Source organism: Kitasatospora sp. NPDC057965 (assembly GCF_042887135.1).
Lineage (GTDB): Bacteria > Actinomycetota > Actinomycetes > Streptomycetales > Streptomycetaceae > Kitasatospora.
In genome coordinates this window covers 102577-125313 of record NZ_JBHVPZ010000007.1, presented here as the reverse complement: position 1 = coordinate 125313, position 22737 = coordinate 102577, and the positions used below count along the sequence as shown (strand labels likewise).

The following is a 22737-nucleotide window of genomic DNA, read 5'->3' as shown; positions in this document are numbered from 1 at the left end:
GCGCCGAGCCGACGGCCCGTCGGCGGCCGTACGGCGGGTGACGGTTCACCGACCCGCGGTGTGACCTGTGGTGACCGGGCAAAAATTGAGCAATGGGTTTGCATAAGGTCGGCAAATGACCACCCCGACGAGGTGTCCGCGTCATCGGGTGTTCACCGCGCGGGCGGAGTCTGCTGGGCGTCGACGACCATTCTCGACACCTCGCACGCCACGCGCCGGGGACCTCCCCGGTCGGCGGCCCACCCCTCAGGAGTGACTGCCATGTCGCTGTCCCGCCGGGACTTCGTCAACCGTTCCACCATCGTCGGGGCCGGCGTTCTGATCGCCGGCAGCGCCGAGGCCCTGGCCAGCGCGCCGGGCGCGATCGCCGCCCCGGCCGGTGGCGAGGTGCCGGTCGCCGCGGCCGCCGAGGGCGAGCGCGTCGCCGTCGGCTACGGCCCGCTGGTCGCCGACCCGGAGGGCCTGCTGGCCCTGCCGAAGGGCTTCAAGTACAAGGTCCTGAACCGCGCCGGCGTCAGCAAGCTGCGCACCGGCGAGTTCACCCCGAGCAACCACGACGGCACCTCGGCGTTCGAGGACGAGCGCGGCGGCAACCTGCTGGTCGTCAACCACGAGCTGGGCGGCGCCCGCGCCAACTGGCCGAACCCGGTCCCGCTGACCGAGGGCCACGTCTACGACCCGGGCGCGGCCGGCGGCTGCACCATCGTGCACGCCAAGGCCAACGGCAAGGTCGAGCAGTGGGTCGGCATCGCCGGCACCGCCACCAACTGCGCCGGTGGCGTCAGCCCGTGGGGCACCTGGCTGTCCGGCGAGGAGACCGAGGACAAGGCCGGCAAGAACGGCTTCACCAAGGACCACGGCTACATCTTCGAGGTCGACCCGTTCGACGACGACTACAACCGCGACCCGCAGCCGGTCAAGGCGTTCGGCCGCTTCGCCCACGAGGCCGTCGTCGTCGACCCGAAGCGCGGCCACGTCTACCTGACCGAGGACGCGGGCAACCCCAACGGCCTGCTGTTCCGCTGGACCCCGCCGGCCGGCTTCAAGCACGGCCGCTACCAGCTGCGCAAGCTGGCCGCCGACGCCGGTGTGCTGGAGGCCTTCAAGGTCTTCGACGCCCAGGGCAAGTTCATCGACGACCTGTCCCGCGCCACCCAGGTCGGCACCACCTACGGCGTGGACTGGGTCAAGGTCCAGGACCGCGACGCGAGGACCGTCTCCATCCGCAAGCAGTTCAAGGACGGCGAGGTCACCCGCGCCCGCAAGCTGGAGGGCATGTGGTGGGGTGACGGCGGCTTCTACTTCGTCTCCAGCTTCGCCCGCTCGGAGAGCCCGGTGCAGCACGACGGCCAGGTCTGGTTCTTCAACCCGGCCCGTCGCACCATCACCCTGAAGGTCCTGCTGGGCGTCAACACCGACGTCTGGGGCGACCACGACAACTTCGACGGCCCGGACAACATCACCGTCTCGCCCTACGGCGGCATCGTGATCGCCGAGGACGGCGAGGGCGTCTCGCACCTGTTCGGCGCCACCGAGGACGGCCTGACCTACGCCATCGCCCGCAACGAGCTGAACATCGGCACCGCCGAGAAGCCCGAGTTCAGCGAGTTCACCGGCGTCACCTTCTCGGACGACGGCAAGACCCTCTTCGCCAACATCCAGACCCCGGGCATCCAGCTGGCCATCACCGGCCCGTGGCACCGCCTGAACGAGCACAAGCGCGGCCAGGGCTACGGCCAGTGAGCTGAGTGCGAGTGATCGTCAGGGGCCCGCTCCTCGGAGCGGGCCCCTTTCGCGCATCGGGCCCTCGTGCGCACCGGGGCCGTCAGGGCTCGGCGGGCAGCCGCAGCTGGAGCATGGCGAGCAGCCGCTGCTGCGGCTGCGCCAGGTCGATGCCGGTCAGCTGCTCGGCCCGGCGGACCCGGTAGCGCAGGGTGTTCGGGTGGATGTGCAGGGCGTCCGCCGCGACCCGGACCTCGCCCAGCGCGTCCAGCCAGGCCAGCACCGACTCGGCGAGCCGGGTGCCGTGCCGGCGGTCGTACTCGGCGAGCGCGGTGAGCCGCGGGTCGCGCAGGCCGCCGCGCTCCTGGAGCAGCGCCAGCATCTCGCTGACCAGCACCTCCGCCTGGACGTCGATCAGCGCCGCGACCTCCAGGTCCACCCCGCCGCGGCCCATCGCGTCCAGGATCCGGTCCGCCTGGGCACGCGACTCCGGCACCCTGGCCAGGCCGTCCACCGTCGAGCCGATCGCCGCGCGCAGCGGGACGCCCAGGTGGTCCCGGGCCGCCTCGACCGCCTCCTGCGCCCAGCCGCGCACGGTGGCCATCGGCAGGTTGGCGGGCAGCTCGGGCAGCAGCACGTAGACCCGGGACTCGATCGGCGCGAGCAGCGCGGCGCGGTGCCGGGCCGCGGTGTGCACCGAGATGAGGCCGGTCACCTCGGCCCGGGTCAGCTGCTCGGTGGTGCCCGCGCTGTACGCCAGCACGGTGGCCGGGCGGCGCAGGTCCAGGCCGAGGTGGGTGGCCAGCGACTGCGGGCCGGTGGAGCCCTCCAGCAGGCCGGTGAGCAGGGTCTGGGTCAGCCGGACGTCCGCGGACAGCTCCCGGCGCCGGCGCACCAGCTGGGCCGCGGCGACCCGGGCCGCGCCGACCAGTGCCTGCTCGGCGAGCGGCGCCAGCGGCTGGGAGCCCTCCTGCACCCAGATGGTGCCGAGCGGCTGCGCGCCGGCCCGGATGCCGATCGCCAGCCGGCGGCGCAGGCCCAGCTCCGGGTGCGGGTCGACCGCGATGGCCGTGTCCGAGCTGCGCAGGTGCTGGAAGACGCCCCACTCGCGGAGCTTGGACAGGTACGGCTCGGGCCCCTGCCAGCCGAGGATGGACAGCCGGCGCAGGTCGTCGACCTCGTCGGAGTCGGAGGAGCGGGAGTAGGCGAGCACCCGGCTGGAGGTGTCCTCGATCGAGACGATGCCGTTGGTGAGGACGGCGACGGTCTGGGCGAGCGAGAAGAGGTCACCGGCGTTGTGCTCGGCGGTGCCGGGCGTGTCCGGGGCGTCCGGCCCGGCGATGATCGCGCGGGCGAGCGAGTCGAGGTGCTCCCAGCGGGTCTCCCGGCGCACCGAGAGCAGTGCCACGCCCGCCTCGGTGGCCGCCTCGCGCAGCGCGTCGGCCTGTCCGGGGGCGTCCAGCTTGACGGCCACCGCGGCGGCCCCGGCCCGGCCGGCGGCGCGCAGCGCGGGGAGCGCGGCCCGGCCGCGGGCGCCGATGGCGAGCACGAGTTCGCCGGGAGCGGCGGTCGGCGGGTCCTCCGGGTCGAGGATGGCGACGTCGCGGACCGGGACGTCCAGCCCGTGCGGGGCCGCCTGGAGCTCGACGAGCGGCTCGCCCAGGGACATCAGCAGCTGGCGGAGCGGGAGGCCGGGGGTGGTCATACGGGCCTCCTCGGGGCGTCCGGCGGGGCGCTGGTGGGGCGTCGGCTGGGAGTCGGCGGGGCGTCCGATGGGGCTCCGGTGGCTGGTGGCCCCGGTTCTTCATCCGGGCGAACAACGCCGTCCGGATGATTTTAGCCGTCCGGCCAATCAAGCGGGCCCCGGTGCAGGAATAGCGTTCGTCATGTGGCCGGCGTGCGACCCGCGCCGGCATCCCCCCGCAAGAAACGAAGGAGAGCGTGCGCTCATGGACGCTGTGACCCAGGTCCCCGCGCCGGTGAACGAGCCGGTCCACAGCTACGCCCCGGGCAGCCCGGAACGGGCCCGTCTGGAGGCCAAGCTGAAGGAGCTGGGCGGCCAGGAGCCGGTCCAGCTGACCATGACGATCAACGGTGAGCGCCGGATGGGCGGCGGCACCGAGTTCCACGTCGTCCAGCCGCACAACCACGCGGCGAGGCTCGGTACCCTGCGCAACGCCACCCAGGCGGACGCGCAGGAGGCCATCGACACTGCCCTGGCCGCGGCCCCGGCCTGGCAGGCGCTCTCCTTCGACTCCCGCGCCGCGATCTTCCTGCGCGCCGCCGACCTGCTGGCCGGCCCCTGGCGCGAGACGCTGGCCGCCGCCACCATGCTCGGCCAGTCGAAGACCGCGCAGCAGGCCGAGATCGACACCCCCTGCGAGCTGGTCGACTTCCTGCGCTTCAACGTGCACTTCGCCCGCCAGATCATGGCCGAGCAGCCGATCTCCTCGGACGGCGTGTGGAACCGCAGCGACCACCGCCCGCTGGAGGGCTTCGTCTACGCGATCACCCCGTTCAACTTCACCGCCATCGCCGGCAACCTGCCGACCGCCCCGGCGCTGATGGGCAACGTGGTGCTCTGGAAGCCCTCGCCCACCCAGCAGTTCTCCGCGCACCTGCTGATGCAGCTGCTGGAGGAGGCCGGCCTGCCCAAGGGCGTCATCAACATGGTGACCGGCGACGGCCTGGACGTCTCCGCCGTCGCGCTGAAGCACCCGGCGCTGGCCGGCATCCACTTCACCGGCTCCACCGCCACCTTCCAGCACCTGTGGCGCGAGGTCGGCAACAACATCTCCGGCTACCGCACCTACCCGCGGATCGTCGGCGAGACCGGCGGCAAGGACTTCCTGGTCGCCCACCCGTCCGCCGACAAGGCCGTGCTGAAGACCGCCATGACCCGCGGCGCCTTCGAGTTCCAGGGCCAGAAGTGCTCCGCCCTGTCCCGCGCCTACGTCCCGGCCTCGATCTGGGCCGAGCTCAAGGACGAGTTCCGCGACGAGGTCGAGGGCCTCACCATGGGCGACGTCACCGACCTGGACAACTTCATGTCGGCCGTCATCGACGAGCGCTCCTTCGCCAAGAACAAGGCCGCGATCGACCGCGCCCAGGCCGACGCCAAGGTCGAGGTCCTGGCCGGCGGCACCTACGACGACTCGGTCGGCTACTTCGTCCGCCCGACCGTCCTGGTCTGCGAGGACCCGGCGAGCGAGTACTTCAAGGACGAGTACTTCGGCCCGATCCTGGCCGTCCACGTCTACGAGGACGACAAGTACGACGAGATGCTGGCGCAGATGGAGTCGGTGTCGGCCTACGGCCTGACCGGCTCGATCATCTCCCAGGACCGCGAGGCCGTGCAGCACGCGATGCACAAGCTGCGCTTCGCCGCCGGCAACTTCTACATCAACGACAAGCCGACCGGCGCGGTCGTCGGCCAGCAGCCGTTCGGTGGCGGCCGGGCCTCGGGCACCAACGACAAGGCCGGTGCCAAGCAGAACCTGGCGCGGTGGACCTCGACCCGCTCGGTCAAGGAGACCTTCGTCCCGCCGACGGACTACCGCTACCCGCACATGGGCTGAGTGCCCCACCGGGACCCCTTCGCGGTCCCCTGACGCCCCCGGTCCCGCAGCCGGGCGGCGTCCCCACGGGCGGCGGACCCCACTCCCCGGTCCGCCGCCCGTCTTTCTGCCACCCTTAGAAGCACCAGCTCCAGGAGTCACGATGCTCCGTTCCGCCCTCCTCGCGGCCTCCCGGTCCTCGCAGGTCCGCACCGTCGTCGAGAAGTTCCCGCCGACCCACGCGATAGTCGAGCGCTTCGTCGCCGGCGAGGCCCTCGACGACGCCGTCACCGCCTGCGACGACCTCGTCGCCACCGGCCGCAAGGTCACCCTGGACCACCTCGGCGAGGACACCCGCGACGCCGCCCAGGCCGCCGGCACCGCCGAGGCCTACGAGTACCTGCTCAAGGCGCTCAAGGAGACCGGCCTGGCCGCCGGCGCCGAGGTCTCGGTCAAGCTCTCGGCCGTCGGTCAGTTCCTCCCGGTGGACGGCGAGAAGATCGCCCTGGAGAACGCCCGCCGGATCTGCGAGGCCGCCGCCGAGGCCGGCACCACGGTGACCCTCGACATGGAGGACCACACCACCACCGACTCCACCCTCGGCATCGCCCGCGAGCTGCGCCAGGACTTCCCCTGGCTGGGCGTCGTCCTCCAGGCCTACCTGCGCCGCACCGAGGACGACTGCCGCGAGTTCTCCGGCGCCGGCTCGCGCGTGCGCCTGTGCAAGGGCGCCTACAAGGAGCCCGAGTCGGTCGCCTTCCAGGGCAAGCACGAGGTCGACCTCGCGTACGTCCGCGCGCTCAAGATCCTGATGGCCGGCGAGGGCTACCCGATGATCGCCTCGCACGACCCCAACATGATCAAGATCGCCGGCCAGCTGGCCCAGTGGAACGGCCGCAAGCGCGACTCCTTCGAGTACCAGATGCTGTACGGCATCCGCCCCGAGGAGCAGCTGCGCCTCGCCGGCGAGGGCAACACCATGCGCGTGTACCTCCCGTACGGCCAGGAGTGGTACGGCTACTTCATGCGCCGCCTCGCCGAGCGCCCGGCCAACCTCACCTTCTTCCTGCGCGCCATGGCCACCCGCGGCTGACGCGCGCGAACGCCGAACGGCCCGCGCCCCCACCGGGGGCGCGGGCCGTCGCGCGTCCGGGTCCTACAGGAAGTCCTTGGTGTCCAGTTCGAAGTCGAACGGCGCCGGAAGCGCGAGCGGCTCGCCGAAGGCGGCCAGGTGCACCTCGGTGTACTCCTCGCGGTGCGGGCTGCTGAAGAGGCTGACCTGCGATCGGTCACGGTCGATGAGCAGGTAGAGAGGGATCTTGGCGCGCGCGTAGCAGTGGCGTTTGGTGATCCGGTCCTGGTCCGGCTTGCTCGACGTCACCTCCGCCACCATCGCCACGCCGTCCGGCTCCATCCAGGACGGGGCGCCGCGGAAGAGGCGCAGTTCCCTGGGGGCGAAGGTGGCGTCGGGGATGACATGGTTCTTCGGGCAGAGTCCGCCGCTGACGAGTCGGAGGCCCTTGCCCCCTGACACTTGCATGTGGACCTGGGACTTTGCCTTCACCTGGTCGATCAGCAGGTCGATGTAGTCCTCGTGATCGCCATCCGGCGGTGGTGCCACGCTGATCTCTCCCTCGATGAGCTCGGCCCGGAAGCCTTCGGGGGAGTGCAGGCTCAGGAAGCTCTCCAGCAGGATGTCCTCCTGCGACGGGGAATCCGTGATCGGTTTCTCATGCGCCACAGCACTCATGATGCCCCTCCTTCAGGTGGACGTCACGCTAGTGCCGGGCTGAGCCGAGTTATGCCGTGCACGGTGATCTTTCACCCGATGGTGTGAGGCGGTGGGCTTAGGCGACCGGCCGGTGCCAGGGAACGGTAGCTCGGTCGGGCGGGGTGCGCCGGGTTTTCACCCGATCGTGCGAGGGGGCCCGGCGTAGGATCTTCACGCTGGTGAACTCGTGGTGCCGGGTGAGGAGTTGGCGTGGTGGTGAAGCGGTTCGCGGAGTTGTCGACGCCGTTGGTGGCGGACGCGTGCGTGCGGGTGGGGGTGGCGGTCCGGGCGGCGCCGGCGGGGGTCCGGGCGGTGGTGCCGGGGGGCCGGGTGGCGGGGCGGGTGCTGCCGGTGCGGCACTACGGGAGCGTGGACGTCTTCCTGGAGGCGTACGGGGCGGCCGAGCCCGGGGACGTCGTGGTGATCGACAACGGCGGACGGCTGGACGAGGCCTGCGTCGGGGACCTCGCCGTGCTGGTGTTCAGCTACGGCAGTCTGCCGGCCGGGCCGCTGCGGCTGGACGGGCGGGAGCCGGAGGCGCTGGCCAGTGCGAGGTTCGGGCCGCACCTGGTGGGCGTCGAGGACGTGGTGTTCGCGGACTCCGACGGCGTGCTGTTCGTGCCCGGGGCCCGGCTGGACGAGGTGCTGGAGGCGGCGGCCGGCATCGCCCGCACCGAGCGCGCGCAGGCGGACCGGATCCGCTCGGGTGACACGCTGCGCCGGCAGACCGCGTTCGACGAGTACCTGGAGCGCCGCGAGGCCGACCCGGAGTACAGCTTCCGGCGGCACCTGCGGCGGATCGGCGGGGCGATCGAGGAGTGAGGAGAGACGACAGCGCCCCCGGTGGTGTGCCGGGGGCGCCGTGGGGGGCGGGTCAGAGCATCGCGGCGGCGGGCTTGACCATCGCACGGGCGGTCTTGGCGTCGACGTACTCGCCGATGGCGGTCATCACCCACTCGCCCGAGTACTGGCGGATCAGCTTGCACATCACCACACCGGTGTGCGGCTCGGAGTGGGTGAGGTCGAAGCGGACCAGCTCCTGGTTGGTGGCGGCGTCCACCAGGCGGCAGTAGGCGTTCTTGACCTCGGTGAACTTCTGGCCGGAGAAGGAGTTCACGACGAAGACCAGGCCGCAGACCTCCGGAGGGAGGCCGTCCAGGTGGACGGTGATCGACTCGTCGTCGCCGCCGCCCTCACCGGTCAGGTTGTCGCCGGAGTGGGCGATGGCGCCGTTGAAGATGCCCAGCTTCATGAACCAGGCGGTGTCGAGCTTCTCGCGCTGGGCGTCGAAGGCCAGGCAGGAGGCGTCGAGGTCGATGTTGCGGCCGCGGCCGGCGGGCTCCCAGCCGAGGCCCATCCGGACGGCGGAGAGGAAGGGCTTGCCGTTCTTCTCCAGGGAGACCGAGCCGCCCTTGGTGAGGCTGACCCGGCCCTTGTCCAGGGTGACCTTGGTGAAGGACGGGGCAGCGGCGGGCGGGGCCGGCGGTGCGGGGGGAGCGGGCGGCATCGGGGGCGCGGTCTGCGGCATCGGCGGGGCGGAGGCCATGGCGAGCCGGGGGTCGACCGGGGCGGCGGGCGCCGGCGGCGGGGTGACCGGGGCCGGGGCGACCGGGGCCGGGGGCGCGACGGGCGCCGCGGCCGGCTGCTCGTCGACGCTGACGCCGAAGTCGGTGGCGATGCCGGCCAGGCCGTTCGCATAGCCCTGGCCGACCGCGCGGACCTTCCAGGCGCCGTTGCGCTGGTAGACCTCGACCACGATCAGCGCGGTCTCCCGGCCGAGCGGCGGCGGGGTGAAGGTGACCAGCACCGCGCCGGTCGCGGCGTCCCGTACGGTCGCGGTCGGCTCGATGCCCGCGAAGGTGGCACCGGCCTCGTCGGGGCTCGCGGTCACCACGATCTTGGTGATCCCGGCCGGGACGGCGGCGGTGTCGACGATGATGGCGTCCGGCGTTCCGGCGGCGGCCGGACGGTGGGTCACACCGGGCCCGTTCGGTGCGTTGTAGAAGACGAAGTCGTCGTCCGAGCGGACCTTTCCGGCGTCGGTCAGCAGCAGGCCCGAGACATCCAGCGCCTTGGGTGCGGTGACCTCGACGGTCACCCGCGCGGCGGTCAGCGGGGCGTTGCCGCCTTGGGTCAGGACCGTGGACACGAACTCCTCCTGGGATGCGGTGGTGCGGCGCCGGCCCCGGCGTTGGGGCGGCTGTGCCGGCTGGCGACCACAGTAACGAACGAGCCCGGTCGGATGAGCCCGAACGGGGCGCTGACCTGTTGGGTTGCCCCGGGCCGCCGGACCGGTGGCGGGGCGCGGTCCGGCGGGGGAACGGTGCGGCGGTCAGCCGGTCGGGGCGGCGGCGCGGGGGGCCGGCAGCGGGGCCGGCGCCGGGACCGCCGGAGGCGCCGTGAAGGTGCCGAGGGCCGCGACGGCGCGCGGGCGGCCGATGCCGAAGGCGCTGGCGTTCCAGGACCCGGGGGTGCGCGGGCCGACGCTCCGGGCCGGGCCGGCCTGCCCGGTGGACCGGGTGCCGCGCACGCTGAAGGTGTAGCGGCCGGGGCGGACGTCCGTACCGGGCGGGGTGGTGAAGCGGTAGACCGCCGCGCCGCGCTCCTGGTGTGCGGTGACCACGGCGCCGGCGAGGTCCGTCCACGCGGTGCCGACGCCCGGGGCCGCCGTGCCGGGGGCGAGGCGGAACTCCGCCTGCAGCGCGGTGAGCGGCTCGCCGACGGTCAGTGCGAGGACGTGCCGGGTCCCGTCGCGGCCGAGCGACTGGACCACGGCCGCACCGGCGAGCGCCTGGTCGTCGGCCGCGTCGGTGCCGGCGGCCGGACGGGTCACGCCGGTGTCCTTCGTACTGCCCTTCGTCGGGCCCGGCGCCACGCTGTCGGTCGCGGGCTCGGCCGAGCCGTCGGCAGCGGTGTCGGCCGTGCCGAGGGTCCCGCCGGTCCACTCGCGCGGCGCCGGGGCGGGCGCGTCGGGGCCCGGGGCGGCGGGGACGAAGGGGCGGGGCGTGGCCGACGAGGGGGAGGCCGCGGGTACGGAGGGCGACGGCGACGGGGAGGCGCCGGTCGGTGACGCGTCCTCGGCGGGCCGGCGGGCGGTCTGCGCGCCGTCGGCCGCCGCGAGCTGCTCGTCGGCGGACTGCGGGTGGTCCGGCCGGCCGCCGGCCAGGGTCTCCGGGGCGCCGCCGGGGCCGGGCTGCTCCGTGGCGGGCCCGTCGGTGACGCCGTGTCGGGGCGCGGGGCCCCCGGCGAGCGGCGCGGTGGACGGGGAGCCCTCGGTGCGGGGCGCGGCCGGGCCGGCGGAGCGCTGGGCGGGCACGGAGTCGGGGGCGCGGGTGCCGGCCGCCGGGCCGGAGGCACCGGGCGCGGGCGTGGCCGGGGCGGCGGAACGGCGGCCCGCCGTCGTGTTCGGCCCGGCGGCGTCCGGGCCGGAGGCGGTCCCGGTGCCGGAGGTCGTGCCGTTGCCGCCGATGGTGTCGGGGGAGGTGGACGGGCTGGGCGGCGGCGCGCTGGAGCCGACCCGGGCGACCCCGGCCCGGCGGCCCACGCCCTGCTGCTCGTTGAGCAGGAAGGTGGTGGCGATGCTGATGCCCACGACGGTCGACATCGCCATCGCGGCGCCGGAGAACCGCAGGGTGGGCAGCCGCAGCCGGCCCCCGAACGGGCCGGGACGACCGTGCCGGCCGTGGCGCGTGCGGTACCGGTCGGACGCGTGCGTCGCGTCCTGCCCGGTGTCGTCGGACAAGGTCACCGGACCCCTCCCTCCCCTGAAGTCGCCGTTGCGGTCGTGGCATTCTCCCACGTGCCGACGGCTGTGCCGGTGCCGCCGGACCGGGCGGACGGCCGCCGGCTCCCCGGTGCGGCCGGCGCGTTCGGTCCGGTCCCGTCGAATCCGGTCCGATCCGGTCCGATGCGGTACCGGCTGGTCCGGTCCGGTCGGGACGTCGTCAGGATTCGTTCGGGCACGGTCCGGCCGGGTCGTGCGGGGGCGCGCGTGCGGAGTCCGACCGGGCACGCGCGCGGGCGTGCGCCGGCAGGGGGACGAGCGTAGCAGCGGGCCCCCGGGCGATGGCCAGTGGTCGGACGGAATTGATCCAATCCGTGGACAACCCTTTGACCAGCGGAAGTTGACGGTCCGTCTGACAAGGCCGGTAAGGGATGGTCGGGCGCTACGGGGGTTATTGCAACCCCCTTGCAACCCTTGCCCGAACATCGCGCGGCGGAGGACGCTGGAGGACATCCCACGCCGTCCCGGAGAGACCGTCATGCCGCCCGACCCGCTGCCAGCACCCTTCAGTGCCCCCCTCGCCGCTACCCCCACGGGCGGCGATGAGGCAGGCTCCACCGCCGCTCCGGCGGCGGTGGAGGAGGTGTTGACGCTGCGGATCTCGCTGGGCGAGGAGGTGGTCGGAGAGGTCCGTACGCGGTTCCGGTTCGACGCCGCCCGCCCGTACGAGGTGCTGCTGACGTTCCACCTGGGGCGGCCGGACGAGGCCGACTGGGTGTTCTCGCGCGAACTGCTGCGCGACGGCCTCCGCTCGTTGAGCGGCCAGGGCGACGTCAAGCTGTGGCCGGCGTACTGCCCGTGCCACGGCTCGACGTTGCACCTGGCGCTCGAGTCCCCGCACGGCAGTGCCCTGCTGGAGGCCTCCAGGCCGAAGGTCCAGGAGTGGCTGGACCGCACGTACGCGATGGTCTCGGAGACGGCCGAGCAGGCCCATGGGCCGAGTGACGACGAGCTCTCGGAACTGCTCGCCGGCGGCCACTGAGCCCGGTGGACGGCGGGCCCGGCGGACGGAGGGCCCCGGGGCGGTGGCCCCGGGGAGACGGTGGGCCGCGGGGGCGGTGAGGGTTACGAGGGTTGCGGGGGCGGCAGGGGGAGACGGCCGGTTCGGGGGCGAGGCGGCGCCGACCCGTCGGCCGGGGGGCGCGGGTCCGGTAACGGCGGCGTCCCGGGCAGCCGGACCGTTCCGCCGACCAGCCCCGCGCGGAGCCTGCGCACGGCCGGCGCCGAGGAGGTCGGCAGCAGGTCGTACGGATCGTCCGGGCCGGCCACCGCGACCAGCACCGACTCGGCGAAGCGGTACGGGCGGTGGGCCAGCAGACCGCCGAGGTAGCGGCGCAGCCGGGACAGCTCGGCCCGCACCGTCACCGTCCGGGCCGGGTCCCCGAACAGCGCGTCGGCCAGCTGGGCGGCGCTGAGGCCCTCGCGCTCGGTGGCGAGCAGGAGCAGCAGCTCGGCGTGGCGCGGGCTGAGCGCGTGCGACCAGCTGCCGGCCGCGCCGTGCACCGAGAGACCGGGGTTGCCCGCGCGGCGCAGGTCGAGCCGGACCCTGGCCCCCTCGGCCTGCTCGGCCAGCAGTCCGGCGGCGGGGCCGGCGGTGTCCCCGCCCGGACCGCCGGGGCCGTCCGGGTCGCCCGGTGCGGCCGGGGCGGTGTCCCGCGCCAGGAGCGGGCGGACCAGCCAGCCGTCGGCGAGCGGCTCGATCACGCACTCGCCGAGGCTGGGCAGCCAGTGCACGGCGGCCGAGTCCCAGCCCTCGGCGGGCAGCCGCAGCCGGGCCGGCGGCGGCAGTCCCGCCGCGGCCGCCGTCCAGCCCGCCGCGTCCACGACCAGGGCGGGGCCGTTCACCCGGGCCAGCATCGGGGCGGCCAGGGTGCGCAGGTGGTGCAGGGATTCGAGCCGGCGGGCGCGCAGCTCGGTCTCGGCGAGCTTGGCGGCGGTGGCGGTCAGCTGGAGCAGGTACGGGCGGACGGAGTGGGCCGGGCCGCTGAGGTTGATCGCGCCGATCAGCCGGCCGGTGCCGGGGTCGTGCACCGGGGCGGCGACGCAGGTCCAGGAGTGGTGGCTGCGCAGGTAGTGCTCGGCGGAGTGGACGTGCATCGGGCGCTCGGCGCGCAGGGCGGCGGCTATGCCGTTGGTGCCGACCCGCTCCTCCACCCAGCGGGCGCCGGTGAGGAAGCCGATCCGGTCGGCGCTGCGGCGCAGGCCGCGTTCGCCCTCCTGCCAGAGGATGTGGCCGTCGGCGTCGGTGATCGCGAGGATCAGCGGGGGCTGCTCGACCTGCTCGACCAGGGTGCCGCGGAGGATCGGGAGCAGCGGGTCGAGGCCGCTGGCCCGGCGGCGGTGCTCGATCTCGGCGGGGCCGAGGTGGACGGCGGCGGCGCCGGCGTCCGGGTCGAGGCCGAGGCGGCGCAGGCGCTCCCAGGAGTCGCCGATCTCGGGGCGGGGCTGGAGGAAGGGCGGATCGTCGGCGGCGGTGGCGTCCCGGTGGGCGGCGCGGGCGGCGGCCTCGGCGAGGGCGCGCTCGTGGACCTTGGCCAGTTCGGCCGCGCTCTGCGCGGTGCGGCGTTCGGGTCGTCGGGTCTGCCGTCCGGACTGCCGCACTCGTGTCGCTCCTCGCCGCCGTTCGAGGGCGCGCCGGGGCCGACGCGCTGACGAAAGCGTACGGGCGCCACCGGTTCCTGGGGATGGGGTCTGCCAACTCGGAATACCAGACGGTATGAGAGTGGTCATGCCAACGAATGGTGGCCCGTGCGTCTTAGTGGGAAGGCGTCCGCTGCTGGGCGGTCTCGACGGTGTGGTGGAGGTCGGCGGTGGCGTCGAGGCTGGTCACAGCGGTGAGGGCGAGGCAGGCGGTCAGGGCCAGGGCGGCGGTCCGGCGGGAGGCGACCGCCCCGGCGGGGCGCGGGTCGAGCAGGGCGGCGACCCGGCGGGGGACCGGTCCGCCATGGGCCGCCGGGGCGTGCCGGGGGCGCCCCGGCCAGGGGGAGCGGCCGGCGGCGAGGGCGGCCCGGCCCACCGCGCGGGCGGTCACCCGGCGGTCGCCGACCCGGGCGGCCGCGGACTCGTCGGCCCAGCGTTCCAGGTGGTAGCCGAGCGGTGCGCGCAGGGCCCGCAGGGCCGGGTGGGCGGCGGCCGCGTGGGCGGCCAGGGCGAGGAACAGGTGGTGGCGGGCGGTCAGGTGGGCCCGCTCGTGGGCGAGCAGGGCCGCGCGTTCGGGGGCGTCCAGGGCGCGCAGCATGCCGGCGGTGACCACGATCCGGCCGGGTTCGGCGGGCCGGCCGGGGCGGCGCGGGCGGCCGGGCAGGGCGAAGGCGTCGGCCTGCTCGTCGGGCAGGACGGCGAGTTCGGTGGCGGGCGGGGTGGTGAGCAGTCGCTTGGCGCGCTGGGGCCACGGGGTGCGCGCCCGGCGCATGGGTGCGCGCGGGGGGCGCGTGTCCGAATGGTGGTCGTTCGGGCCGTGCGGCGGGCCCGGGGTCCGGGTGGCGGCGTCGGCGGAGGTTCCCTCGGCGTGCCCGGTGGAGGCCGGCCCGGGGGAGGCGGCCCGGGGGGAGGCGGCGTCGACGGCGGTGCGGGCGGCGTCCAGGTCGCGTCGGCGCAGGCGCACCGTGCGCAGTCCGAGGGCGACGAGGGCGGCGAGCGCCAGGGCGGCCGAGACGGCGGCCGCCGTCGGGAGGCCGGGCAGCCCGGCGGCGAGCCAGTGCGGCGAGAGGTGGCCGAGGGCGGCGACCGGCGGCAGCCGGAGCAGCCCGGCGACGGTGAGCAGGCCCAGCGAGCACAGTGTGCCGCCCGCGAGCACGGCCGAGGTGGCGGCCAGCGTCCAGACGGCGGCGCGCGGCGACAGCGCCTCGGCGAGCCGGCGGGCCGGCAGCACGGCGAGGAAGGGCAGCAGCAGCGGGGCCCAGACCGCGACGATCACCGGGCGGCGTCCTCGTCGCCGAGCAGGTCGCGCAGCAGGCGCTCGTCCTCCACGGAGAGGTCCGAGACGAACCGGGCGAGCACCGTCGAGCGGTCGGCCTCCCGGCCCAGTTCGGCGTGCATCCGGCGGGCGGCCAGTCCGGCGGGGTCGGCGACCGCGGGGACGTAGGCGTAGCCGCGTCCGGCGCGGGTGCGGTGCACCGTCCCCTTGTCGTGCAGCCGGGCGAGGATCGTCGTCACGGTGGTCCGGGCCAGGTCGGCGCCGAGCGCCCCCTGGACGTCCTGCGGCGTCAGCGGCCGGTCGGCGGCCCAGAGGGCGGCGAGCACCTCGGCCTCCAACTCGCCGGCGGGCCGGCGGGCGGACGGTACGTCGGACATGGCGGGGGTTCCTCCAGCTATCGTCTACAGTCATGTAGACCGTCTACGCGACTGTAGACGATCGGGTGTGCGCTGCGGTGCCGCCCACCAACGTACGGGAGGTCCGCCGGTCGTGTTCCAGTCGTTCGCCGATGCGGCGCCCGCCGGCACGGATGTGCTCGGTGTGCTCGGCGCCCTCGCGGGGTCCGTATTCGGCCCGTTCGTGACCGGTATCGACCGTTATGTGTCGATGACCCTTCTTCTGGTAGTAGTTGTCTCCATGCTCCCGATTGTTCTCGAAGTGTTCGGCCCCCGGCGGGCCCACCGACGCGGTGGTGAGGTCCGGTGATGACGTTCAACGAGCTGGCCGCGTACGACGGCAGCGGCATCGACGGCGGCCTGTACCGCCGGGTGGTCGGCTGGGCGGACGCCGCGCCGCACTGGTTCAACCGGCTGGTCGAGGTGTGGTCGCTGATCGGCCTCGGCCTCTTCGCGCTGCTGATGCTGGCCGCCTGGTGGCGGGCGCGCGGCGGCGCCGCGGCGGTGCAGGCCAGAGTGCTGGCCTCGCCGCTGATCGTGGTCGTCGCCTACGCGGTGAACTCCGGCTTCAAGGGGCTGGTGGAGGAGGTCCGCCCGTGCGACCAGCTGCACGTGCGCAACACCCTGGAGGCCTGTCCGGGCGCCGGTGACTGGTCCTTCCCGAGCAACCACACGGTGATCGCGGTCGCGGCGGCCGTCGCGCTCTGGTTCGCCGACCGCCGGATCGGCGCCGTCGCCGCGGTGGCCGCCGTGCTGATGGGCGCCTCCCGGGTCTGGGTCGGCGTGCACTACCCGCACGACGTGCTGGTCGGCGCGCTGGTCGGCCTGCTGGTGGCCCTCCCGCTCGCGCTGGCGGCCGGCGCGGCAGGTCCGCTGGTGGAACGGGCCCGCTCCGGCCCGCTGCGGCCGCTGCTCGGCGCCGGTCCGCAGGCGGTCGCTGAGCCGGCCGGGCGGCCGGTCGGGGCCCGGCAGGACTGACGGCCCCGGAGCGGACCCCGACCAGGGCGTGTCCGCCGTCCCGGCCCTTGTGCGGCCGGGGTGGCGGGGAGAGCATGTGAGCCGGGCGCGGCTGCCCCCCAGGGGAGCACCCGCCCGGCTCAGTCGTGCCAGGGCGCCGCGCGCCGGGCGTGCCAGTGGAGGGAAGTGCTGCCCATGCCGTACCGACTCGACATCACCCAGGGGGACTGGCCGGCCGAGGAGCTCGCCAAGGGCGTCGAGGGACTGCTGGCCGAGGCGATGGTGCTCACCCTCGCGACCGCCGGCCACGAGCACGGCCCGCACGCCAACCTCGCCTTCTTCGCCCACGACGACGACCTCGTCCTCTACTTCGTCAGCGAGCGCGCGACCCGGCACAGCCACCACCTGGCCGAGGAGGCCCGGGCGGCGGCCACGGTGTTCCTGCCGCCGCCGCTCTTCGGCGAGCAGCTGCGCGGCCTGCAGCTGACCGGCAGCGCGGGCGAGGCGTGGGGGCGGCAGGCGGAGGCGGCGCTGGCCGCCTACCAGGGGCGCTACCCCGCCTTCGCGCAGGACGACGAGGTCCGGCGGCAGTTCCTGACCGGGGGCGGGGCGGCGGCGCTGTACCGCTTCCAGGTGGAGGAGCTGACGGCGGTGGACGAGCCGAAGTTCGGCCGGCGGCACTACCTGCGGGCGGCCGTACGGCGCTGAGCCGCTCCGCTCCGGTGGCCGGGTGGTGCCGGGGTGGCGGGACGGCCAGGTGACCCGGTGGCGGGACGGTCCGCCAGGTTGTCTGTACAACTTATCGGTCGGTTCATCTGGGATCCGCTGTTCGGACGCCCCTCGGACACCTGGCGGCATCAGTCTGGCCGCATGAGAGTCATCGTCGTAGGAGCAGGCGTGCTCGGCACCATGCACGCCTGGCAGGCCGTCGAGCGCGGTCACGAGGTCGTCCACCTGGAGCGCGAGGCGGAGGCGCGCGGCGCCTCGGTGCGCAACTTCGGCCTGGTCTGGGTCAGCGGCCGGGCCCAGGGCGAGGAGCTGGACACCGCGGTGAGGGCCCGCGAGCTGTGGGAGCGGATCGGCGGTCAGGTGCCCGGCCTCGGCTTCCGCGCCAACGGATCGCTCACCGCGATCCGCACCGAGGCGGAGCTCGCGGTGGCCGAACAGGCGCTGACGCTGCCCGACGCCGAGCTGCGCGGCTACCGGCTGCTCGACCCGGAGCAGACCCGGGCCCTCAACCCGGCCCTGCGCGGCAAGCTGCTCGGCGCCCTGCACTGCGAGCGGGACGCCGCCGTCGAGTCGCGCGTCGCCCAGCCCGCGCTGCGCGCCGCCCTGACCGCCACCGGCCGGTACACCTTCCTGCCCGGCCGCGAGGTCCGCGACGTCATCGGCGAGAACGCCGTCCGCGACGACCACGGCGACGTCCACACCGGCGACCTGGTCGTGCTGTGCACCGGCGCCTGGCTGGGCGGCCTGGTCCGCGAGCTGGCGCCCGAGCTGCCGGTCCGCAAGGTGCGGCTGCAGATGATGCAGACCGACCCGCTGGGCGAGCCGCTGACCACCTCGGTCGCCGACGGCGACTCCTTCCGCTACTACCCGGCCTTCGCCGGCAGCGCCCTGGACCGCCTGCGCGAGGTCCAGCCGCAGTCGCCGGTCGCCGCCGAGCACAGGATGCAGCTGCTGATGGTCCAGCGCCTGGACGGCGGCCTCACCATCGGCGACACCCACGAGTACGACCAGCCCTTCGGCTTCGACGTGGTCGAGGACCCGTACGACCACCTGGTGGCCGTGGTCGAGGACCTGCTCGGCCGCCCGCTGCCGCGGATCCGCCGCCGCTGGGCCGGCGTGTACGCGCAGTGCGTCGACACCACCCGGGTCGTCCACCGCGAGCGCGTGCGCGACGGCGTCTGGCTGGTCACCGGCCCCGGCGGCCGCGGCATGACCTGCTCGCCCGCCATCGCCGAGACCACGGCGAACCTCGCCAACCTGTAAGCCCGCCTGCAAGACCGTCGGAGGAACTGAACATCATGTCGTACGACATCAGCCTGGTCGTCCTGGACATGGCCGGCACCACCGTGGCCGACGACGGCCTGGTCGAGCGTGCCTTCCAGGCCGCCGCCGGCTCGCTCGGCGTCGAGGCCGGCAGCCCCGAGCACGCCCGCATGCTGGAGCACGTCCGCGCCACCATGGGCGAGTCCAAGATCTCCGTCTTCCGCCACCTGTTCGGCGAGGAGGAGAAGGCCCAGCGCGCCAACACCTCCTTCGAGGCCGCCTACCACGACCTCGTCGACGCCGGCCACTGCGAGGCGCTGCCCGGCGCGGCCGAGGCCATCGCCGAACTCCGCGGCCAGGGCCGCAAGGTGGTCCTCACCACCGGTTTCTCCCGGGCCACCCAGGACCGTATCCTCACCGCCCTCGGCTGGGAGTCGATCGCCGACCTCACCCTCTGCCCCGCCGAGGCCGGCCGCGGCCGCCCGTACCCGGACCTGGCGCTCACCGCGCTGCTGCGCACCGGGACGGACTCGGTCCGTCGGATCGCGGTGGCCGGCGACACCGGCTACGACATGCTGACCGGCTCGCGCGCCGGGGCCTCCGTCGTCGCCGGCGTCCTCACCGGCGCCCACGGCGAGGAGCGGCTGCGGGCGGACGGGGCGACGCACGTGCTGGCGTCCGTCGCCGAGCTGCCCGCGCTGCTGGCGGGCTGAGCCGGGGCCGGCACACCATCACCGGCGGGCGGGCGCGGCGGGAGGCGCGCCCGCCCGGTCGGCTTTCCCCGCCCGAGCGCGCTGACCGGCCTGGGCCTTCGCCGGCCCGCGCGGCTCGCCCGATCCGCTGTGGCCGGTGTGCCCGCCGGCCTGTCAGCCGCGCGCCTCCACCGTCGCCGCGAGCGCTCCCGGCAGCTCGGCGCAGACGGTTCGCAGGCGCCGGACGAGGTCCTCGCGGGTGTGCCCGGACGGTTGTTCCACCCATGCGGCGAGGGCCTGGTGGAACGCCGACAGCAGCATGTCGAGCGCGAGACGGGCGCGCAGCCGGGCGGCGCCGTCCGCGGTCGCGTCCAGCGTGAAGCGCCGCACGGCGACGGCGACCGCTTCCCGGCCCACCCGGTCGCAGAAGGCCAGCCCGTGGGCGCTCATCGAGGGCGTCCGGGCGGCCAGCTTCCGGCTCGCCAGCACGCGTTCGGCCCAGCCCCCGGCCGGCATCCGGCCGATCGACTCGACCAGGGCGTCCTCGTACAGCGAGACCAGCCGGCGCCCGTCCGGCGGGCAGCTCTCCAGAACCTCCAGGAACACCACCCAGAGGTCCTGGGTGGGCGCCATCGCGACGTCCTCCTTGCTGCCGAACGTGCGGAAGAAGGTCCGCTTCGAGACCTCGACCGCCTCGCACAGCCGGTCCAGTGTCACGCCGTCGAAGCCGTGTTCGCCGAACAGCTCCAGCGCGGTGTCGATCAATGCCTGCCGGGTGCGCAGCTTCTTGCGTTCACGCAGCGGCGGCTTCGCGGGGGCGGCCGTCTCGGGAGTCATCGTGGTCAGCCTATCGCGGCGAGTAATGCCACCTGTAGGCTTATGCCACTCAGTGGCAGAATCTTGGGGAGGACCTTCCATGCGTGCGCTTCTGGTCGACAGCTCGGCCCCCGGCCGCCTGCGCCTCGGTACGGCCCCCGATCCGGAACCGGCCCCGCACCAGGCGCTGATCCGGGTCACCGCCACCTCGCTCAACTACGGGGAGGTCGCCTTCGCCCTCGACTCGGCGGCCGACGGCACGGTGCTCGGCTGGGACGCCGCCGGGATCGTGGAACGCGCCGCCGCCGACGGTTCCGGGCCGGCGCCCGGCACCCCGGTGACCACCCTGATGCCCGCCGGCGCCTGGGCCGAACTGCGGGCCGTCGACACCGGGCTGATCGGCGTGGCGCCCGCCGGGGCCGACCCGGCGGACCTCGCCACCGTCCCGGTCGCCGGTGCCACCGCCGTGCGTGCCCTGCACCGGGTGGGGCCACTGCTCGGCCGTACCGTCCTGGTCACCGGGGCCACCGGCGGAGTCGGCCGTTACACCGTCCAACTCGCCCGCGCCGCAGGGGCGCACGTGATCGCCTCCACCGGTGCGCCGGACCGGAACGGCGCTTTGCTGCGGCGCCTGGGGGCGCACGAGGTGGTCGGCTCGCCGAAGGAGTCCCCGCGGCCCGCCGACGGCGTGATCGACCTGGTCGGCGGGCCCCAACTGGTGGAGGCCTACGAGGCTCTGGGGCCGGGCGGCACGCTGGTCGCCGCCGGGCACAGTGCGGGCGAGGGGGAGAGCTTCCCCTTCGGCGCGCTCTTCGGGGACCGGGACCGGCACGACCGCAGCCTGGTGACCTTCATGCTGCTCGCCTGCACCGGCCTGGACCGGGACCTCACCTGGCTGGCGCACCGCGTCGCGGCGGGGGAGTTGGACCCGGGCATCACCTGGCGCGGCGGCTGGAGGGACGCCGCGGACGCCGTGGACGCCCTGCTCGCCGGCCGGCTCCACGGCAAGGCGGTGCTGTCCTTCGACGACTGAGGCGTACGGCGTCGCGGCCGGGGCTCCAGGAGTGCGACGGGCCCCGGCCGGGCGGCGCGTTCCGGCTCCCTCGCGCGCCTCCACCCCCGGTTGTTGACGAGCGGAAACCCGCGGCCGGATATTCGAAACGCCGCCGAAACAATGGCGTCCGGGTATTGCCAGTGTTCGCCGGGAACTCCTAAAGTCGCACGCATGGCAGCTGGAGAGTTCCTGGCTGCTCGCCGGCACGTCGATTTCGGACGGCTCGCGAGCGCCCTCTGTACGGCCGCTCCGGCGTGAACCGGCGGCGGACCCCGGACGGGTGGACGGGGCCGCCGCAGGACGCCGGGCCTTCCCGGGGTGGCTCGTCCCCGCACCGTTCGTGCAGGTCGATGAGGTGCCCCGATTCCTTCGCCGCGGATCCCCGGTCGGACCGCGCGCCCGTGCACGCCGTCCGGGAGGCGGGCGCGACCGTCGTGCGGGCCGGTGGACCGCTTCCCCGTGAATGATTCCGGTGCCGCCCCCCGATATTTCCCTGGGGCCGCCGAGTCCGGAATCACCGAAAAGCATGGAGGGAATTCATGAGCGAGATCGGCGATTCGGAAACGAACGGTTCGCCCCGGGTCGGCCGGCGCGGCTTCCTCGCCGGCGCCGCGGCCGCGGCCGCCACCGCCGCCGCCCCGGCGGCGCTCCAGCTCGCGGCGGCGCGTCCCGCCGCCGCGGCGGCCGAGGCCGCTGCCGGGGCCGGTGCCACCCGGCCCAACATCCTGCTGATCGTCACCGACGACCAGCCCAAGCACACCGAGTGGGCCACCCCGCAGATCGTGGACTGGATCCCCGGCCACGGCGTCCGCTTCACCCACGGCCACGTCACCACGCCGCTCTGCGCGCCCTCGCGGTCCTCGGTGTTCTCCGGCCGCTACGCCCACAACCACGGCGTGCGCAACAACGGCGCCTCGCACAGCCTCGACCAGCACACCACCGTCCAGCGCTACCTCCGGCAGGCCGGCTACCGCACCGGACTGTTCGGCAAGTACCTCAACTCCTGGGCGGTGGCGGACAACCCGCCGCACTTCGAGGAGTGGGCGCTGCTCCAGCCGGCCTACAACAACGCCACCTGGAACATCGACGGCGACGTCCAGACCCTCACCGGCTACACCACCAACATCATCAAGAACCGCACCCTGGCCTTCCTCGACAAGGCCGCCACCGACACCCGCCCCTGGTTCGCCTACGTCACCCCGTACGCCTCGCACGAGCCCAACGTGCCGGCCCCCAAGTACGCGGACACCGTCGTCCCGCCGTGGAACGGGCGCCCCTCGGTGCCCGAGGACGACCGCAGCGACAAGCCCGGCTACATCCAGAACGCCACCGCCACCCTCGCCGACGCCCAGGCGGTGCGCACCCGCCAGCTGCGCACCCTGCTCTCCGTCGACGACGCCGTGCAGGCGATCCACGACAAGCTGGTCGCGCTCGGCCAGCTGGACAACACCCTGGTGATCTACCTCGGCGACAACGGCTACACCTGGGCCGACCACGGCTGGCTCAAGAAGTCCGTGCCCTACTCCCCGGCGCACGAGGTGCCGTTCTACCTCTCCTGGCCGGCCGGCGGCCTCGGTGCGGGCACCACCGACCACCGGATCGTCGCCAACATCGACGTCGCCCCGACCATCCTCGACGCCGTCGGCATCACGCCCGACACCCCGCAGGACGGCCACTCGCTGCTCACCGCCGCCGACCGGGACCACCTGCTGGTGGAGTGGTGGAAGCAGGGCACGGCGGCGGGCGGCCCGCCCACCTGGTCCTCGTACGTGGCCGCCGACAAGCAGTACACCGAGTACTACGCGCTGCACACCGACGCGAACGGCACGGTGTCCGGCACGGGTGAGGTGAAGTTCCGCGAGTACTACGATCTTGCGGCCGACCCCTACCAGCTGAGCAACCTGCTGTACCAGGCCACACCGCAGCAGGAACAGGCGCTCGGCGTGCCGGCGTTGGCGGCGCAGCTGGCCGCCGACCGGGCCGCCTGACCCCCCCGGGCCCTTCCCCTTCCCCTTCCCCTTCCCCCTGATGGTCCGGGGGTGGTGGCCGGCCGCCACCCCCGGACCCCCGACCCCCGATCA

At 74.5% G+C, this 22737-nt stretch carries 20 protein-coding genes; 12 read left to right on the top strand and 8 right to left on the bottom strand.

Annotated elements, in window-relative coordinates; translation table 11 throughout:
* Positions 1 to 261 precede the first annotated feature (261 nt).
* Complete coding sequence (locus ACFVVU_RS11210; protein ID WP_380686774.1) at positions 262 to 1743, top strand: alkaline phosphatase PhoX; 1482 nt, start codon at positions 262 to 264, stop codon at positions 1741 to 1743.
* 82 nt (positions 1744 to 1825) lie between these two features.
* Here ACFVVU_RS11210 and ACFVVU_RS11205 read toward each other — a convergent pair whose 3' ends face one another.
* Positions 1826 to 3427: a PucR family transcriptional regulator gene (locus ACFVVU_RS11205; RefSeq protein WP_380686776.1), complete on the bottom strand. Its 1602-nt coding sequence runs from the start codon at positions 3425 to 3427 to the stop codon at positions 1826 to 1828.
* 244 nt (positions 3428 to 3671) lie between these two features.
* Here ACFVVU_RS11205 and pruA point away from each other — a divergent pair, with 244 nt between their 5' ends.
* The gene (gene pruA, locus ACFVVU_RS11200) at positions 3672 to 5300 is read left to right on the top strand and encodes an L-glutamate gamma-semialdehyde dehydrogenase (RefSeq protein WP_380686778.1); all 1629 of its coding nucleotides are present in this window, start codon (positions 3672 to 3674) and stop codon (positions 5298 to 5300) included.
* A 142-nt stretch (positions 5301 to 5442) separates the two neighbouring features.
* The gene (locus tag ACFVVU_RS11195) at positions 5443 to 6372 is read left to right on the top strand and encodes a proline dehydrogenase family protein (RefSeq protein WP_380686780.1); all 930 of its coding nucleotides are present in this window, start codon (positions 5443 to 5445) and stop codon (positions 6370 to 6372) included.
* Positions 6373 to 6435: 63 nt separating this feature from the next.
* On the opposite strand, the gene ACFVVU_RS11190 is transcribed toward ACFVVU_RS11195, so the two are convergent.
* Positions 6436 to 7029: a Uma2 family endonuclease gene (locus tag ACFVVU_RS11190; RefSeq protein WP_387789375.1), complete on the bottom strand. Its 594-nt coding sequence runs from the start codon at positions 7027 to 7029 to the stop codon at positions 6436 to 6438.
* 234 nt (positions 7030 to 7263) lie between these two features.
* On the opposite strand from ACFVVU_RS11190, the gene ACFVVU_RS11185 reads away from it, so the two are divergent.
* Positions 7264 to 7872, top strand: a complete 609-nt coding sequence (locus ACFVVU_RS11185; protein WP_387789577.1) for an RraA family protein — start codon at positions 7264 to 7266, stop codon at positions 7870 to 7872.
* Between the two features lie 52 nt (positions 7873 to 7924).
* On the opposite strand, the gene ACFVVU_RS11180 is transcribed toward ACFVVU_RS11185, so the two are convergent.
* Together ACFVVU_RS11180 and ACFVVU_RS11175 are read right to left on the bottom strand one after the other, a co-directional pair.
* The gene (locus ACFVVU_RS11180) at positions 7925 to 9199 is read right to left on the bottom strand and encodes a TerD family protein (protein WP_387789373.1); all 1275 of its coding nucleotides are present in this window, start codon (positions 9197 to 9199) and stop codon (positions 7925 to 7927) included.
* Between the two features lie 183 nt (positions 9200 to 9382).
* A complete protein-coding gene (locus tag ACFVVU_RS11175; RefSeq protein WP_387789372.1) occupies positions 9383 to 10798 on the bottom strand; it encodes a hypothetical protein in 1416 nt (471 codons plus the stop codon).
* A 622-nt stretch (positions 10799 to 11420) separates the two neighbouring features.
* Here ACFVVU_RS11175 and ACFVVU_RS11170 point away from each other — a divergent pair.
* Positions 11421 to 11816 (top strand): SsgA family sporulation/cell division regulator, encoded by a 396-nt coding sequence (locus ACFVVU_RS11170; RefSeq protein ID WP_380684574.1) that lies wholly within the window; start codon positions 11421 to 11423, stop codon positions 11814 to 11816.
* An 83-nt stretch (positions 11817 to 11899) separates the two neighbouring features.
* Here the strand turns inward: ACFVVU_RS11170 and ACFVVU_RS11165 are convergent, their stop codons facing one another.
* From ACFVVU_RS11165 to ACFVVU_RS11155, 3 genes are all read right to left on the bottom strand, one after another.
* Positions 11900 to 13435 carry a GAF domain-containing protein gene (locus tag ACFVVU_RS11165; protein WP_380684575.1) on the bottom strand — a complete coding sequence of 512 codons (1536 nt, stop codon included), beginning with the start codon at positions 13433 to 13435 and terminating at the stop codon, positions 11900 to 11902.
* A 154-nt stretch (positions 13436 to 13589) separates the two neighbouring features.
* Positions 13590 to 14750 carry a M48 family metalloprotease gene (locus ACFVVU_RS11160; protein ID WP_387789369.1) on the bottom strand — a complete coding sequence of 387 codons (1161 nt, stop codon included), beginning with the start codon at positions 14748 to 14750 and terminating at the stop codon, positions 13590 to 13592.
* Positions 14747 to 15127 carry a BlaI/MecI/CopY family transcriptional regulator gene (locus ACFVVU_RS11155; protein ID WP_380684577.1) on the bottom strand — a complete coding sequence of 127 codons (381 nt, stop codon included), beginning with the start codon at positions 15125 to 15127 and terminating at the stop codon, positions 14747 to 14749. Before ACFVVU_RS11155 ends, ACFVVU_RS11160 begins: the two co-directional genes overlap by 4 nt.
* A gap of 112 nt (positions 15128 to 15239) precedes the next feature.
* On the opposite strand from ACFVVU_RS11155, the gene ACFVVU_RS11150 reads away from it, so the two are divergent.
* The 5 genes from ACFVVU_RS11150 to ACFVVU_RS11130 all read left to right on the top strand — a co-directional run bounded on the left by ACFVVU_RS11150 (position 15240) and on the right by ACFVVU_RS11130 (position 18807).
* A complete protein-coding gene (locus ACFVVU_RS11150) occupies positions 15240 to 15455 on the top strand; it encodes a hypothetical protein (RefSeq protein WP_387789367.1) in 216 nt (71 codons plus the stop codon).
* Complete coding sequence (locus ACFVVU_RS11145; protein WP_387789366.1) at positions 15455 to 16123, top strand: phosphatase PAP2 family protein; 669 nt, start codon at positions 15455 to 15457, stop codon at positions 16121 to 16123. Before ACFVVU_RS11150 ends, ACFVVU_RS11145 begins: the two co-directional genes overlap by 1 nt.
* A gap of 174 nt (positions 16124 to 16297) precedes the next feature.
* The gene (locus tag ACFVVU_RS11140; RefSeq protein ID WP_380684580.1) at positions 16298 to 16810 is read left to right on the top strand and encodes a pyridoxamine 5'-phosphate oxidase family protein; all 513 of its coding nucleotides are present in this window, start codon (positions 16298 to 16300) and stop codon (positions 16808 to 16810) included.
* 162 nt (positions 16811 to 16972) lie between these two features.
* Positions 16973 to 18094, top strand: coding sequence for a TIGR03364 family FAD-dependent oxidoreductase (locus ACFVVU_RS11135; protein ID WP_387789363.1), 1122 nt, complete (start codon positions 16973 to 16975; stop codon positions 18092 to 18094).
* 35 nt (positions 18095 to 18129) lie between these two features.
* On the top strand, positions 18130 to 18807 hold the full coding sequence (locus ACFVVU_RS11130) for a phosphonatase-like hydrolase (protein ID WP_380684582.1): 678 nt from the start codon (positions 18130 to 18132) through the stop codon (positions 18805 to 18807).
* Between the two features lie 153 nt (positions 18808 to 18960).
* On the opposite strand, the gene ACFVVU_RS11125 is transcribed toward ACFVVU_RS11130, so the two are convergent.
* Positions 18961 to 19623 carry a TetR/AcrR family transcriptional regulator gene (locus tag ACFVVU_RS11125; protein WP_387789361.1) on the bottom strand — a complete coding sequence of 221 codons (663 nt, stop codon included), beginning with the start codon at positions 19621 to 19623 and terminating at the stop codon, positions 18961 to 18963.
* Between the two features lie 79 nt (positions 19624 to 19702).
* Between ACFVVU_RS11125 and ACFVVU_RS11120 the strand changes: the two genes are divergently transcribed.
* Together ACFVVU_RS11120 and ACFVVU_RS11115 are read left to right on the top strand one after the other, a co-directional pair.
* A complete protein-coding gene (locus ACFVVU_RS11120; protein ID WP_387789360.1) occupies positions 19703 to 20635 on the top strand; it encodes a zinc-binding dehydrogenase in 933 nt (310 codons plus the stop codon).
* Positions 20636 to 21195: 560 nt separating this feature from the next.
* A complete protein-coding gene (locus ACFVVU_RS11115; RefSeq protein ID WP_387789358.1) occupies positions 21196 to 22644 on the top strand; it encodes a sulfatase in 1449 nt (482 codons plus the stop codon).
* The last annotated feature ends 93 nt before the right edge of the window (positions 22645 to 22737 follow it).

Coding starts and splice junctions, on each gene's coding strand:
- ACFVVU_RS11145 (WP_387789366.1), top strand. CDS start 15,455: ATGACGTTCAACGAGCTGGCCGCGTACGACGGCAGCGGCATCGACGGC.
- ACFVVU_RS11205 (WP_380686776.1), bottom strand. CDS start 3,427: ATGACCACCCCCGGCCTCCCGCTCCGCCAGCTGCTGATGTCCCTGGGC.
- ACFVVU_RS11190 (WP_387789375.1), bottom strand. CDS start 7,029: ATGAGTGCTGTGGCGCATGAGAAACCGATCACGGATTCCCCGTCGCAG.
- ACFVVU_RS11120 (WP_387789360.1), top strand. CDS start 19,703: ATGCGTGCGCTTCTGGTCGACAGCTCGGCCCCCGGCCGCCTGCGCCTC.
- ACFVVU_RS11140 (WP_380684580.1), top strand. CDS start 16,298: ATGCCGTACCGACTCGACATCACCCAGGGGGACTGGCCGGCCGAGGAG.
- ACFVVU_RS11210 (WP_380686774.1), top strand. CDS start 262: ATGTCGCTGTCCCGCCGGGACTTCGTCAACCGTTCCACCATCGTCGGG.
- ACFVVU_RS11135 (WP_387789363.1), top strand. CDS start 16,973: ATGAGAGTCATCGTCGTAGGAGCAGGCGTGCTCGGCACCATGCACGCC.
- ACFVVU_RS11130 (WP_380684582.1), top strand. CDS start 18,130: ATGTCGTACGACATCAGCCTGGTCGTCCTGGACATGGCCGGCACCACC.
- ACFVVU_RS11155 (WP_380684577.1), bottom strand. CDS start 15,127: ATGTCCGACGTACCGTCCGCCCGCCGGCCCGCCGGCGAGTTGGAGGCC.
- ACFVVU_RS11195 (WP_380686780.1), top strand. CDS start 5,443: ATGCTCCGTTCCGCCCTCCTCGCGGCCTCCCGGTCCTCGCAGGTCCGC.
- pruA (WP_380686778.1), top strand. CDS start 3,672: ATGGACGCTGTGACCCAGGTCCCCGCGCCGGTGAACGAGCCGGTCCAC.
- ACFVVU_RS11115 (WP_387789358.1), top strand. CDS start 21,196: ATGAGCGAGATCGGCGATTCGGAAACGAACGGTTCGCCCCGGGTCGGC.
- ACFVVU_RS11125 (WP_387789361.1), bottom strand. CDS start 19,623: ATGACTCCCGAGACGGCCGCCCCCGCGAAGCCGCCGCTGCGTGAACGC.